This is a genomic window from Staphylococcus sp. AS1337 (assembly GCF_051408735.1).
In the GTDB taxonomy this organism is placed as follows: domain Bacteria; phylum Bacillota; class Bacilli; order Staphylococcales; family Staphylococcaceae; genus Staphylococcus; species Staphylococcus xylosus_B.
In genome coordinates, this window is the sequence record NZ_JBOIHZ010000004.1 from 281,542 (window position 1) to 296,872 (window position 15,331).

At 33.5% G+C, this 15,331-nt stretch carries 12 protein-coding genes; 6 read left to right on the forward strand and 6 right to left on the reverse strand.

The window, feature by feature from the left end:
* Positions 1-37 precede the first annotated feature (37 nt).
* Both ACSUE0_RS08735 and ACSUE0_RS08740 read right to left on the reverse strand, forming a co-directional pair.
* Entirely contained in the window at positions 38-655 is a 618-nt protein-coding gene (locus ACSUE0_RS08735; protein ID WP_436956993.1) for a flavodoxin family protein, read from the reverse strand.
* Positions 656-1,176: 521 nt separating this feature from the next.
* Positions 1,177-1,530: a zinc ribbon domain-containing protein YjdM gene (locus ACSUE0_RS08740; protein WP_017723506.1), complete on the reverse strand. Its 354-nt coding sequence runs from the start codon at positions 1,528-1,530 to the stop codon at positions 1,177-1,179.
* Between the two features lie 263 nt (positions 1,531-1,793).
* On the opposite strand from ACSUE0_RS08740, the gene ACSUE0_RS08745 reads away from it, so the two are divergent.
* A complete protein-coding gene (locus tag ACSUE0_RS08745; RefSeq protein WP_017723505.1) occupies positions 1,794-1,925 on the forward strand; it encodes a hypothetical protein in 132 nt (43 codons plus the stop codon).
* Between the two features lie 180 nt (positions 1,926-2,105).
* On the opposite strand, the gene ACSUE0_RS08750 is transcribed toward ACSUE0_RS08745, so the two are convergent.
* Positions 2,106-2,582, reverse strand: coding sequence for an SRPBCC domain-containing protein (locus ACSUE0_RS08750; RefSeq protein ID WP_119613467.1), 477 nt, complete (start codon positions 2,580-2,582; stop codon positions 2,106-2,108).
* Between the two features lie 244 nt (positions 2,583-2,826).
* Complete coding sequence (locus tag ACSUE0_RS08755; protein WP_119613466.1) at positions 2,827-4,209, reverse strand: amino acid permease; 1,383 nt, start codon at positions 4,207-4,209, stop codon at positions 2,827-2,829.
* A 422-nt stretch (positions 4,210-4,631) separates the two neighbouring features.
* Between ACSUE0_RS08755 and ACSUE0_RS08760 the strand changes: the two genes are divergently transcribed.
* Complete coding sequence (locus tag ACSUE0_RS08760) at positions 4,632-5,639, forward strand: fatty acid desaturase (protein ID WP_119613465.1); 1,008 nt, start codon at positions 4,632-4,634, stop codon at positions 5,637-5,639.
* A gap of 288 nt (positions 5,640-5,927) precedes the next feature.
* Positions 5,928-8,564 (forward strand): fibrinogen-binding adhesin SdrG C-terminal domain-containing protein, encoded by a 2,637-nt coding sequence (locus tag ACSUE0_RS08765; protein ID WP_436956997.1) that lies wholly within the window; start codon positions 5,928-5,930, stop codon positions 8,562-8,564.
* 266 nt (positions 8,565-8,830) lie between these two features.
* Here ACSUE0_RS08765 and mmuM read toward each other — a convergent pair whose 3' ends face one another.
* Both mmuM and ACSUE0_RS08775 read right to left on the reverse strand, forming a co-directional pair.
* Positions 8,831-9,739 (reverse strand): homocysteine S-methyltransferase, encoded by a 909-nt coding sequence (mmuM, locus tag ACSUE0_RS08770; RefSeq protein WP_436956999.1) that lies wholly within the window; start codon positions 9,737-9,739, stop codon positions 8,831-8,833.
* Between the two features lie 9 nt (positions 9,740-9,748).
* Entirely contained in the window at positions 9,749-11,077 is a 1,329-nt protein-coding gene (locus tag ACSUE0_RS08775) for an amino acid permease (RefSeq protein ID WP_119613462.1), read from the reverse strand.
* Positions 11,078-11,351: 274 nt separating this feature from the next.
* On the opposite strand from ACSUE0_RS08775, the gene ACSUE0_RS08780 reads away from it, so the two are divergent.
* The 3 genes from ACSUE0_RS08780 (at position 11,352) to ACSUE0_RS08790 (ending at position 15,071) form a co-directional block, all read left to right on the forward strand.
* On the forward strand, positions 11,352-12,596 hold the full coding sequence (locus ACSUE0_RS08780; RefSeq protein WP_119613461.1) for a Glu/Leu/Phe/Val family dehydrogenase: 1,245 nt from the start codon (positions 11,352-11,354) through the stop codon (positions 12,594-12,596).
* A gap of 292 nt (positions 12,597-12,888) precedes the next feature.
* The gene (locus tag ACSUE0_RS08785; protein WP_119613460.1) at positions 12,889-13,833 is read left to right on the forward strand and encodes an agmatinase family protein; all 945 of its coding nucleotides are present in this window, start codon (positions 12,889-12,891) and stop codon (positions 13,831-13,833) included.
* Positions 13,834-13,850: 17 nt separating this feature from the next.
* The gene (locus ACSUE0_RS08790; protein WP_436957002.1) at positions 13,851-15,071 is read left to right on the forward strand and encodes an Nramp family divalent metal transporter; all 1,221 of its coding nucleotides are present in this window, start codon (positions 13,851-13,853) and stop codon (positions 15,069-15,071) included.
* Positions 15,072-15,331 lie beyond the last annotated feature (260 nt).

A 15,331-nucleotide genomic window follows, 5' to 3' on the forward strand; every position in this document is an offset into this window, starting at 1 on the left:
CTTTAAAAAGGAGTCCATTAAAATATTTCATTTTATTTTATTCATTTAATTTATTACCTTTATTTGGTAATGGCGTTTTTTTCAACATTGTAGCCATGTGCATTGTATTATAGGCAAGCCATTTGATATGTCTTTTAGTGAATTCATTTTCATGATTTATATCCATATAAGAAGGACCGGGACCAGCTTCTCCTACCCAATACGCATCGACGTTTGGAGGAATCGTAAAACCGATATGTGATAAACCATAAATAATAGAAGCAGAAGCATGTTTGGCACCATCCTCATTGCCAGTTACAATAACGCCCCCCACTTTATTATAAAAAATAGATTGTCCTTTATTATTCTCTAATTTACTAGAACCATAAAGTCTTTCTATAACTAAAGTTGCTACACTACTTTTTTCGCCAAGCCACAAAGGAGTACCAATAATTACAATATCAGCGTCTATTACTTTTTCTAATATTTGGGGCCATTCATCATCTCCCCCCATATCATCATCTATACCATAAGATATACTATAGTCATTTACTCTAAGCATCTCTACGTCTACGCCTTCTGATTCAAAAATACTTGCTGCCTCACTGGACAAAGCTTCAGTATGCGATAATTCAGTTCCATTTTTTAATGTAGTATTTAAAATGATTACTTTCATAAAAGGCACCCTCTTTATATAGTCATTATATTTATACTTACCACTATATAACATGCATAAACTAGTTACTAAAACCATAAATTAATTTATTATTTTTTGTTTTTAGAATTAAAAATTTGGTGTAATATTCAATAACATTATTTTAAAAAGTAATTATGAAACTACGTTATAATAATAAAACTAGAGACATAACTATCTCTGATTAAAAATAAACGTCAATTTGTATATCTCAATAGAATTTGACGTTTATTTGTTTTCATAAAATTTTATAGCTCGTTTTGCTATTATATTCTGCATTAACATCCTTTCTCACTTCTCTATGAAATTTCCATCACTATAAACTAACAAATTAAGCCATTACAAAAATTCCCACAATTTTTTAATTACACATAGTATATAAAAACAGTCGCTTTTATCCACTTACTTTTAATGATTTAATAATGAGTGTATAACCTATAAAAACCCGTATGAGTTACCTAATTGTAACTCATACGGGTTTTTACTTTATACTTAATTTTGCTCTAGCCTTTTAATTTCTTTACAAGTGAAGATTTTAATCCCACTAGTCCGATTTTATCAACTTTCGCGTCGATGTCATGACCATCGTCAGGCTCAACTATTTTTATACTTTTTACTTTTGTACCTTGTTTGATTACAAATGATGTGCCTTTTACTTTTAAATCTTTAATAACTGTAACAGCATCCCCGTCAACTAGTTCCTGCCCATTCACATCTCTTGTAATTTGAGCTTCTTTATTCTCATTATTTTCAGCTTCAGACCATTCGTGACCACACATAGGGCAAACAAATAAATTTCCATCTTCGTATGTATAACTTGAATCACATTCTGGACAATTAGGTAAAGTATATTCCATGCTTAGACCTCCATTAAATTATTAACTTGCTTTTAATCTATCATATTATAAAATATATGTTCTATTTTCTCTACTTTTTTATTAAAATCGTCATTTATTTTTCTTAACTAACTAAATTACCAAAAAGTCGATATACTATAGTTTTCTAATAAAAATAACACTATTATCTTCTTATCTTTTTCAATTAATTTAAATAAAAATGTTTATTTGCATTGATAAGTGGAAAAATACTTGTGTCACAAATCTTAAAGGAGGTTTTTATAATGAGTAAATTTGACGAATTTAAAGACAAAGCAAAAGATAAGGTTGACGAAGTAAAAAATGATAAAGATAAGCAAAAAGAAGTGAAAGATCAAGCTTCAGATAAAGCAAAAGACTTAAAAGATAAATTTTAATTTTATAAACTAAAAAATGAGCTGGGACATTAACTGTTATGTCCCAGCTCATTTTGGTATTAACCAACTATTACCACAATAAAAACTAATCTACTAAAAATCATTCCTCACTTTATTAAATTAGTTACACATATACAACTGTTTAGTCTCTATTTTTTAAATTTTATTAAATTAAAAAAATTAGCCTAAATCAAGTTTTGTTTCTACTTCATCTTTTACATTATCAAAATCACATTCACTTTGGTCTAATGTTTTACCTGTTTCTGCCACACTTTTTATATTTTGCATTTGGAACTGCCAACCCGAAAAGTCTAAAATGATATGCGAAAAATCAAACGGTAAAAACTCATCTAATATAAGTACTGTTTCATGTCCACTATCATACAGATCAAATCTTACTGCACCGGTATCCCATGTATAACCAATCGCTACATTCTCTTCGAAAGCAGTAATTTCCATTTCCATATCGTCTTGTTCATCCATATAAAATGTCATCTTGCCACCAACTTTGCGTTCTTTAAATGATAATTGAGGAAACCATTTCTGAACACCCTCAGTCGTACTTAATAAATTAAAAACAGTTGCACTATCTTTCTCAATAGTTATTTTCAATGTTTGATAAGCACCTTGGTCATCCTTTGCATATACAGCTTCCATTTCAATGTAACCTCCTCTCACAAATCAAAATTTAAATGTATTATTAAATATTGTCACAATGCATACAATAATTTCCTTAAATCTAGCATAGAACAAAAATAATTTTTATTAAAATAGTATCTTTGTACTAACTTCAGTCCTAGAAGTGATGATTTAGCATAAGATTATTGATAAATGGCTCATAAGAACCAGGATTGTTTCACTCTAGCCATCCACTATTTAAATGACTACATAACCTAATAACCTACTTATACCCCTGACTCTTCACTTCCAATTTACGCGCTTTTCTTGTATATCTCAAATAAATTAATGCAAGCAGGATAAACCATATTGGTGATAATACGATACCCATCCTCGTATCAGGAACAAGGAATAAAATGATTAATACAAAAACAAAGAATAATTGCACCATTCTTGCCATATTTACGCCGCCAGGTAATTTAAATGCACTTCTTTTATGATTTTCTGGATGTGATTTAACATATTTAGCATAAGAATGCATGATAAACATCCACACAATAACTAACAGTATAGTTGATATTGCTGTTACATAGAAGAATACTTGAGTTGCATTAGGTATTATGTAATTAAGCAATACTGTTATAGATAATAATGCACAAGTCACTAAAATTGCGATATACGGTACGCCTCTTTTATTCGTTTTCATCAGTAAATGATGTGTTTGCTTTTTCTCTGATAAGCCAAATAGTATTCTGCTGTTGGCAAAGATACCACTATTACACGCAGAAGATGCAGCTGTTAATACTACAAAATTGATAAGTCCTGCCGCAAATGGCACACCAATTAATGCAAACAAGCTAACAAAAGGACTGTTATTTGGATCAATATCTTGCCACGGAATAATAGACATCATTACCGCTAATGCTCCTACATAAAATAATAAAATTCTTATGGGTACACTATTAATTGCTTTCGGTATAGTTCTTTCTGGATTTTTAGTTTCTCCTGCTGTAATACCTAAAATTTCAATACCAGTAAATGAAAACACTACCATTTGGAAAGACATGAAAAAGCCTGATGCCCCATGTGGAAAGAATGAACCATTGTTAAAAACATTAGCTACACTCGTTTGTCCAAAAGGCGTATGTATCGCAAATACTATCATTACAATACCTACAACAATCAAAGCGATTATTGTAACTACTTTTATAATTGCGAACCAAAATTCTAATTCACCAAACATTTTTGTACTTGTTAAATTAAACGCCATTAATATCAAAATACATGATAAAGACGTAATCCAGTTAGGTAAATCTGGTATCCAAAATTCTACATATTTTGCAACTGCTGTAATTTCAGCCATACCAGATGTAATCCAAGTTAACCAATATGTCCAACCAGTTACAAACCCCGCAAACGGACCTATTTGATCATGTGCGATGTCTGCAAATGTTTTGTACTCTGTGTTATGTAATAACATTTCTCCCATTGCACGCATAAACATAAATAATACGAAACCTACAATAATATATGTGAGTAAAATGGATGGCCCCGTTAAACTTATGGATTGTCCTGCCCCTAAGAATAACCCTGTTCCAATTGCTCCACCAATCGCAATAAGTTGAATATGTCTATTGCTTAACTCTCTGTTTAAAGTATTCGTCATAAAACTAGCCCCACCTCAGTTGTTTTTAAGCACACTTAATATATGCTCAGTTTATTTCCCCTTTGTGTTACTATAAATAAACTAACTTAAATATTACATGCATATATCTCATAATGCTTGGTTGTATAATATTCTTTTTTTCTGAAAATTACAACTATTGGTATAAAATTATTTAAATATCATTGAGTTTTTACAATTTTTTATTTTTCAACACATTAATTGATTAAAATTTAAACGTTTAAATTGACTGAGAATTAAATTTTATTTTTAGACAAAGCTTTTTAATAGCCATTATTTCACTTTTTATTAAAAAGCATTCAAATAATTCAAATAAATGTTTGTAATAGGTGTACTACTTCTATACACTGAATTAAACACTTCAGTAAAAATTGATTTCTGAGTGGATAGAAAGTTTGGTGTAAATGGAAAAAGATAAAAAGAAATTGTTACGTAAGATGGTCAAACCGTTTGAGAAAACGAGCTATACAAAGAGTACAATCCAAATAATCAATACAATAATCCCCCTCCTTGCGCTGTTAGTAGCAAGCGGGTTTTTATATCAAGTACATTGGTCATTAGCAATTATTAGTAGTATTTTTGCTTCAATATTTTTAATTAGAACGTTCATTATTTTTCATGACGCATGTCATGGTTCATATCTAAAAAAGCAGAAGCATAATGATTTATTAGGTAATGTGACAGGTTTTTTAACCTTCTTTCCCTATAGAAAATGGCGTAGAGAACATTTAATGCACCATGCAGGTAGTGGGAATTTGGAGAAGCGTGGCATTGGAGATATTTGGGTCATGACAGTTGAAGAATATCAAATTTCATCTCGTTTTAAACGTTTAACTTATAGATGTTATCGCAATCCATTTGTAATGTTTGTTTTAGGACCGTTTTTCTTAGTATTTGTATCTAATCGCTTTAACGCAAAAGGTGCTAAAACAAAAGAACGCACGAACACATGGCTCAATAATATTTTATTATTAATCATTTACGGCGCCCTTATTTATCTATTAGGGGTTAGTCAATTTTTTGCTATTTTCGCGCCTATGGTCTTTATTTCTGGAATGATAGGTATTTGGCTTTTTTATATTCAACATACCTTTGAAGATTCCTATTTTGAAGAATCGTCCGAATGGGATTATGTTAAAGCAGCTATTGATGGCAGTTCATACTATAAATTACCAAAATTTATTCAATGGATAACTGGTAATATTGGATATCATCATGTCCATCATTTAAATCCTAGAATTCCAAATTATGCTTTAGAAGCTACGCATGACAATGTCACACCATTACATCATGCAACCTCAATTACGATTAGAGAAAGTTTCGCTTCGTTAAAATTCAAATTATATGATGAAAGTCATAAACGTTTTATCACATTTAAAGAATTTGCATTAAGACAAAAACAGCCTTCCTAAATACAATATTACTTATACCGAAGTAAATATAAATACTTTAACACACTACTTAATTCTCAAATTTCATGAGGGTTAAGTAGTTTTTTTATGCCCAAAACATTTTGCACATTATTTTCTCATAATTCATAAAATGACCAACTTTTAAACGCTTAGCAAAGCTAATCATATTTTTATTATTTAATAAATATTTCAAAATAATTAATTATTACATTGCGTAAACATACGAAATAAATTATAATACTTATCTATATCACAATATAATAAGAATTTTAAAAAGAGGAGAACATTATGTTTATAAAGAAAAATGAAAAGTTTGGTATTCGCAAATATAAATTTGGGGCTGCATCAGTACTTTTAGGTACTTGTCTAGCCATTGGTTTAAGTGCTTCTGGGGAGGCAAAAGCATCAGAGACTACGAATGAAGAAACAAAAATCGATTCAAAACATATAAATTCAAATAATCAAAATAGTACAGCACAAAGTGAAAACAATACATCAAATGAGGTTCCTGTTAACAATGAAATAACTGCGCCTAATGATACAGCGTTAAATAAAAATGATGTTGAAAAAACGGAATCCGTTAACACCACTAAAAAAATAGAAGCAGATAAAACTTTAAAAATTGAAGAGAACAGCAAACTTGAAGCATCATTTCAAGAAGATATGAACAATAAAAGCGAAAATGCTAAATTAGATACAGCTAGCGACAATAAAGACGCTAATTCTGGTGAACAAACACCATCTAACTCTGTACCAACTTCTAGCGAAGCCCATTCGCAAAATGAAACTACGCAATCTGCCACTACATCCGAACAAAACACACCACAGAAAAATAAAGTAAGTGAACCTAATAAAGATGAAGCACAAATATCATCAATTGAAAACATTACTTCACCAAAACGCACAATCTCTACATATAGTGCAACGAATCCAAACCCTGAAGTAACTAGTAATGAAAATGTAGTTGGTAAAGATGTAAGTGATAAAATTACTGTGGTTAATAGCAATATTGAATCGAATGATACAATCAGACCACATAATGGTGAAAGATCAACTTTAAAATACGAATTAACATTTGGGGAAGGTGTTAAAGAAGGTGATTATTTTGATATTTCACTTTCTAATAATGTAAATACTCGTGGCGTATCTGCGATAAGTAAAGTTCCAGAAATCAAAAATGGAGAAACAGTTATTGCAAATGGAAGTATTTTAGAAGACGGAAAAATTAGATATAGATTCACAGATTACGTAAATAATAGAGAGAACATAAAAACAAACCTGTCTTTAAATTTATTTATTGATCCTAAAACTGTTCCTCATGATAGTAATCAATCAATTATCGCGACAGTAAATGGGCAAAAAACTCAAAAAGATGTATATATAAAATATCTAAATGGCATAAATAATGTTGGTTTAAGTGTTAATGGTAGTATTGTTTCATTAAATAAACAAAATAATACTTTTACACATCTTGCTTACATTAATCCAAATAATTTTAAAATTCCTGCCGCTACTGTCTATGGTCAAATCATCAACGGAAATAAACAAGACGGCAACCTGCCATCTGTAAAAGTCTTTAAAGTAATGAAACCTAATGAATTAAATCAAAGTGTATATGCTGACACGTCAGATACTTCAATGTTTCAAGATGTTACTAACGACATTAATTTAAATGTTACTAATGGTAATTATCAAATAGACTTTGACAATTTAGATAGTGTCTATGTAGTCAAATTTGATAGCACTTATGATGGTGATGCACAATCATTAACTTTTAGAACAACACTTTCAGGATTCTCGCCATATCATGAGGATTATTACACACAAGCAAGTTGGAATAATGGCGTATTATTCTATCAAAACAATGCTGATGGAGAAGGGTCTGACCCGAAACCTAAACCTGAACCAACGCCAGACCCTGAACCGACACCTGAGCCTGAGCCAACGCCAGACCCTGAACCAACGCCAGACCCTGAACCGACACCTGAGCCTGAGCCAACGCCAGACCCTGAACCGACACCTGAGCCTGAGCCAACGCCAGACCCTGAACCAACACCTGAGCCTGAACCGACACCTGAGCCTGAACCAACGCCAGACCCTGAACCGACACCTGAGCCTGAGCCAACTCCAGACCCTGAACCGACACCTGAGCCTGAGCCAACTCCAGACCCTGAACCAACACCTGAGCCTGAACCGACACCTGAGCCTGAACCGACACCTGAGCCTGAGCCAACTCCGGACCCTGAACCAACGCCTGAGCCTGAACCAACTCCGGATCCTGAGCCGACACCTGAGCCTGAGCCAACTCCAGATCCTGAACCAACTCCGGATCCTGAACCGACACCTGAGCCTGAACCAACGCCGGACCCTGAACCAACGCCGGATCCTGAACCAACGCCAGACCCTGAACCAACACCTGATCCTGAACCGACACCTGAGCCTGAGCCAACTCCGGATCCTGAACCGACACCTGATCCTGAGCCAACACCTGAGCCTGAGCCAACTCCGGAGCCTGAACCGACACCTGAGCCTGAGCCAACGCCGGATCCTGAACCAACGCCAGACCCTGAACCAACACCTGAGCCTGAGCCGACACCTAACCCTGAGCCAGCAACTAAAGATAATGAAATTAAAGTTTTACCTAATAATCACAATAATGTGGTTAAACTAGAATCACAAAAAGATACAAAGTTAAATATACAAACTATCAATACTGGTACAGTGGTAAAATCTAGCCAAAACGTTACAGATACAAAAGCAGAAAATTATATGCCAAAAACAAAAACTTCACAGCCGACAACTGAAAAGAAACAATTACCTAATACTGGTGAAAAAGAAGCCAATACAACTATTTGGGGTAGTTTATTACTATTATTAGGTTCTACACTACTCTTCTTTAGAAAAAAGAGGCAAGAAGAAAAGTAAAACTTCTCGTAAACAAAATATAAAACGGCTTATTCACTGTAATTAGTTGCGCTTTAAAACATAGATATATTGATTGATATTCACAATTTTTCATGAGAAATAGTGAAACCTAATAATCGAATCAATTTAAAACGTTTTGTTAGTACCTTACTTACTACTTCTTATTAAAATACGCTTCAAGAAATAACCTAAAAAGTTATTTTCTTGAAGCGTATTTTTCATAACCTAAAACAAAACTTCGGTTGATATATTCATACATATTATAATTAAACCGATAAATTTATTTTATCGTGAATTCTTTCAATATCTTCTGGTGTCGTTTGGCAACAACCACCAATTATTTTAACATCATGCCTTAACCAATCTGGGATTTGTTCAATAATCAAATGGCTATCACTTTTACTCTCCCATTGTTTTGTTTCCGCATTATATTTTGCGCCACCATTAGGATAGAGCGCAATTGTCTGTGGTAAAACAGTAAGCCCCTTATCCATAGCTTGATTAACCCCTGCTACAGAAGAACAATTAATACCAAAAACTGGAATTTCTTTTTTATATTTTTGGATAAACTCACATAAGTCTTCAAATTTTGTACCATCAGATAAATCTCCTAAATCATTTACCGTTACAGATAACCAAAATGTTTGGTCCGTATAGTGTGGAACAATATACTCAACAATAGCTTTAATCTCTTCAAAGTTAGGCACCGTTTCAAAAACAAAGTCATGAACCCCTCTTGTAATTAATGCATCTATACGTGAACGATGAAATTTAAAATAATCCTCGCTGCTTAATTCATAATCACCTGTGTACTCAGAACCATCACTTAAATATGCGCCATAAGGTCCTAAACTACCAACGATTACTTGCTTAAATGTACTCGAATCCATGATTTGATCAACCGCTGTAGTAAATAGTTGTTCTATTTCAGCATCTTTTAGTCCAATATCTGAAAATGTTTGATAACTTGCTTGATATGTACTCGTAAGTAATATATCTGCCCCTGCATCTGTAAATGATTGGTGTGCTTCTTTAATTTTCACAGGATTATTTTTTAATACTTTACTCGACCATAATGATGAATTTAAATTACAACCTGCTTGTTCCAATGTTGTTGCTAATCCACCATCTAACACTAGTGGTGATTGAACTTCTAACTTTTCTAATAACCTCATTTATTTGCCTCATTTCTTGTGGTACTTAATAAAATAGTATAATAATGCGATTGCTGCAAAAGGCACACCGAAATAAAGCGCTGGTGCTTGATTAGAGTCAAAAACCATACCAACACACGATACTAAACACAAAATAAATCCAATAATAGGTACTGATTGATGTATTTTCAAACTATGATCAACTCTTTTGGCATTAAAGTAAGAAACACATATACTCATCCAAACAATTACTACGGCTAAACCAGCAATAGATACAAGTACTACATATAGTGAATCCGCTGCATAAATACTTGATAATAAAGCTAACAAACCACCTATCATACTAAATAACGTTGCATTTACAGGCATTCGATATTTATTTAAACGTCCAAACCATCTAGGAAACACACCTTCATTTGATAAACTCCATATCATTCTGCTTGCAGCATATAACCCTGAATTAGCAGCAGATAATAACGCAGTAATAATCACTAAATTCATAATGTCCCCAGCATATGGAATCCCCATTTTTTGAAAAATCACCACGAAAGGACTTTCTAGAGATTTGCCTTGATAACTAGGAATTAATATCGAGATAATAACCATCGTTCCTATAAAGAAGATAACTAGTCTCCATAAAGTGGCGCGTATCGCCTTAGGAATAACTTGCTTAGGGTTTTCAGTTTCACCAGCCGCAATTCCTATTAACTCCGTTCCACTAAAAGCATAATTCACAGCCAACATTGTTAAAAATACTGCTCCTATACCATTAGGAAAAGTAGGATTAGTGTATCTCTGTGTAATTGTGTTTATTCCATCATATCCATTGTAATGGATTATACCTAAGATGACGCAAATACCTAAAATAATAAATACAATAATCGTGACCACTTTTACCATCGAAAAATAAAATTCAACTTCTGCATAGAACCTTGTCGATATGATATTAAAAATCAATACCAATATAATCGCACTGGCAGCAAATATGTATTCGGGTATTTCAGGGAACCATTTTTGCATCAAAATACCTACTGCAGTAAATTCAGATCCTAATGCTACCGTCCACGTTAACCAATAAAACCATGCAACAATGTACCCCACAGAAGGATGAATATATTTGCTAGCATATGTATGAAATCCTCCTGTTACTGGATGTTTAATGGCTAATTGTCCCAAACAAAGTATAACTAAGTATACGAGGATTGAACCTACTAAATAAGACAATACAGTACCTAGTGGACCTGCTTGCTGTAATGTATATCCAGAACTTAAAAATAAACCTGTACCAATGACACCGCCAAAACTCAATAACATAAGATGACGTTGTTTCATAGCACGTTTGAATGTCGTTTGTTCCATTTTATGTGCTCCTTATCTTTAAGTACTAAATATATAATTTTTTATATTATTAATCATTCTATTGATTTCTGAAAATTTAGTCAATATAAAGTTACAAAATATACTACTCAAAATTCAAACACAGTTGTATACACATCAGTAAATTATTTAAATAAGTAAGCGCTATCTTTTTAACTGAATTTTCAAACTTTTATAAAAATTCAGTTTTTAGTATTGCTTTTCATTCTTCACGGCCTTACCATGAAATATAAGTAACAGATAAAGGAGCTATGTAATGACAGAATATAATGATTTAGTAACTTCAACCCAGGAAATTACGAAAGAAGCTTTACATAAATTAGGTTTTGATGACGGCATGTATGAACTCATCAAAGAACCTTTAAGATTTTTAGAAGTACGTATCCCAGTCCGTATGGATGACGGTACTGTTAAAACATTTACCGGTTATCGTGCACAACATAATCATGCCGTTGGTCCTACTAAAGGTGGTATACGTTTCCATCCAGATGTAAATAAAGAAGAAGTTAAAGCGTTATCCATGTGGATGACGATGAAATGTGGCATCACCAACCTACCATTTGGTGGCGGTAAAGGTGGCATTATCTGTGATCCTAGACAAATGAGCAACCAAGAATTAGAACGTTTATCTCGTGGTTATGTTAAAGCAATTTCACAATTTGTTGGTCCTGAGAGTGATATCCCAGCACCAGATGTTTATACAAATCCACAAATTATGTCTTGGATGATGGATGAATATAGTAAGATTAACCGTTCCAATGCCTTTGCATTTATTACGGGTAAACCCCTTTCTTTAGGCGGTTCACAAGGCCGTAACCGTGCCACTGCGTTAGGTGCAGTCATCACAATTGAAGAAGCAACAAAGCGGAGAAATATTGATATTAAAGGATCTCGTGTTGCGATTCAAGGCTTTGGTAATGCTGGAAGCTTTATCGCAAAGATCTTACATGATATGGGTGCCAAAATTGTAGCTATATCTGAAAGTTTCAGAGCGTTACATGACCCGAATGGTTTAGATGTTGATCATCTAGTTGAACTCAAAGAGCAACATGGCAGAGTCACACACCTATTTGATGAGAATATACCTAAAGAACAATTATTTGAGGTTGATTGTGATATCTTAGTACCTGCTGCACTATCTAATCAAATCACTGAGAATAATGCGCATCAAATTAAAGCAAAAATTATCGCTGAAGCAGCTAATGGACCGACTACCCCAGAAGCGACACGTATTTTAACTGATCGTGACGTCTTAATTATTCCTGATGTCTTAGCTAGTGCTGGTGGCGTAACCGTCTCTTACTTTGAATGGGTACAAAATAATCAAGGTTACTATTGGCCAGAAGCTGAAGTTAATACGAAGCTACGTGAAAAAATGGTTGAAGCTTTTAATACAATATATGACTTAGCAGAAGATAGAAAAATGGATATGCGTTTAGCCGCTTATGTATTAGGAATCAAACGTACTGCTGAAGCATCACGTTTCCGCGGTTGGGCTTAATGCTTAATATGTATCATGCGAATTCATAAAAAAATATATAGAACTTGTTTATAATATCCACTGGCGTTAAATGACGCTAGTGGATGTTTTGTTTCTTTATCACTAGCCTACTAATAAATAAGAACTACTCACTCCCCCTGCATAGTAACTTTTCCTTTTAATATTAATTTAATAACAACATAAATTATTTAGTTAATATTTCCCTCTTATTGAAATTCGAATTTTCAAATTTATTTGAAATACAAAATAATAATCTATATACTTATTTACAATAAAGGGGAGGATATACATTATGAAAAATAATATTTACGGTAATGTTCCATGTTTTTTAAATAGTAAGAACCTAACTCAAACAAATACTTTAGAAACAGATGTCATCGTTTATGGCGCACCATTTGAAGGTGAAAGTACTTGGGGAAATTATACTGGGGTTGAATTAGGCCCAAAACAAATACGCGTTTGTTCCGCGCGTTACAGTCAATATTTACCCGAGTTAAATCATATTGATATCAGCGAACACTTAACTATTGGAGATGTGGGCGATGTTCCATTTGTAGCACACGACAATAAACAAAGCTATGATAATATTGCTAATTTCACTAAACCACTTTGGGAAAGTGGAAAGTTCTTAGTAGGCTTTGGCGGTGAACACGGTGTTACATATCCTATCCTTAAATCTTTAACAGAAACTGGTAAAAAAGTTGGCATCATACATTTAGACGCCCACTATGATAATATGCCGGACTATGAGGGTGAATCTTATGCACGTAATACGCCTTTCATGCATCTTTATAATACCGATGGCATACGAAATGAAAGTATTATTCACACAGGTATTCACGGTCCTCGAAACCAACCTGCTACAGGTCGTTATGCTCAACAAGCAGGGGCTGTTACTTTAACAATAAATGATATTCGTGAAGCTCAGGATTTAAAAAAGTATGCACACGACATTTATGAACAAGCAAGTCAATATGTTGATGTTGTGTATTTAACAATTTGCAGTGATGTATTGGACTTTGCATTTAATCCAGGAGGACCGGTAGATGGTAACGGCATCACCTCTTATGAATTATTAACAATGATTCATGAATTTGGTAAATTAGGTCTTTGTGGTATGGATTATGTAGAAGTATATCCAATGATGGATGCCAACCAAAACTCAGCTCACTTTGTCTCTACAGCAGTACTATATGTACTTGCTGGCCACGTCGCTTATTTAAATCAATCAAAATAATTTGAGGAGTGGTTTAATTGCTAAAAAGTGCTAAGAAAGTTTTACGTTCACTTGGTCCAGGAATGATTATTACAGCCTCTTTCATTGGTCCAGGCACTGTGACGACCATGACTCAAGGTGGCGCAGGATTTGGCTATAGTTTACTTTGGGCGGTAGCATTTTCCATCATCGCTACAATTGTACTGCAAGAGATGATTATTCGGTTATCACTTGTCACCCGTGAGGGCTTGGGCGAGGCCATCCAAGACTTATTTAAAAATAAACTTGGCAAGCTGATTATAGTTTGGTTCACTTTAATTGCTGTAACTATTGGTTGTGCAGCATATATAAGTGGTGACTTGATTGGCACCTCACTTGGTGCTTCCTATTTACTAAATTTGCCTGAACATTGGGTAGCACCCGTAATTGGTGTCATTATATTACTCATCGGCTTATTTGGTAATTATCGTTTTTTAGAAAAAATAATGATCCTACTCATGGTTATCATGGGTATTATATTTATTACTACTATGATTGTTATTAAACCAGATGTTATAAGTATCTTAAAAGGTGTCTTTGTACCTACAATACCAAATGGTTCAATCCTCACGGTCATTGCACTTATTGGTACAACAGTTGTGCCCTACAATTTCTTCATCCATTCTACTGCAGTCCATGAACGGTTTGGTCATATAAAAGAATTAAAATTTGCACGTTGGGATACAGTCATCTCCATCTCAGTTGGCGGTATTATATCCGCAGCGATATTAATCTCTGCAGCCACTTTAATCCAAGGTAAAGAGGTCACAAGTGTGATACAACTTGCAGGCCCACTGGAACCCGTGTTAGGTGATGCGGCTCCAATCGCAATCAGTGTTGGTTTGTTTGCTGCAGGTCTATCATCAGCTATTGCTTCACCCACAGGTGCTGCCGCTACTATTAGCAGCCTACTCGGATGGCAAGGCGGTATGAAAAGTAAAAAGTATAAGACAGTATTTACTATTATCATAATTATAGGTATTATCACTTCGGCCTTAGGCTTTGAACCGCTTCAAGTATTACTCATTGCCCAAGCCTTAAATGGTATCATTTTACCTATTGTGGCCATTTTAATTTTTATTATTATTAATAAGAAGAACTTAATGGGTCACTTTACTAATACGCTTTGGCTTAATATTATCGGGGGAATAGTGGTTTTAGTCGTAAGCTTTTTAGGTATTTATAGTTTAATAGATGCTATTAGTACCTTTATGTCCTAATCTTTTATAATCAAGTATCATAGTCTTACAGTCTCTGTACAACTTTTAAATATAACTTTTCAAACTACTAATCAACTGTATTCACGGGAGATTAGTAGTTTTTTGTTTTTATAGAGTAAATTATAACTTCTCTATTTTCCAACGTGCATAAATAATATAGTAAAATATCGCTTCAACTTCTAATCAACCTATATGTATAACCTTTATTAATATAAACAATGTTGTTTCTCTATCGCTGAGAATTACTCTTTAACCTTATT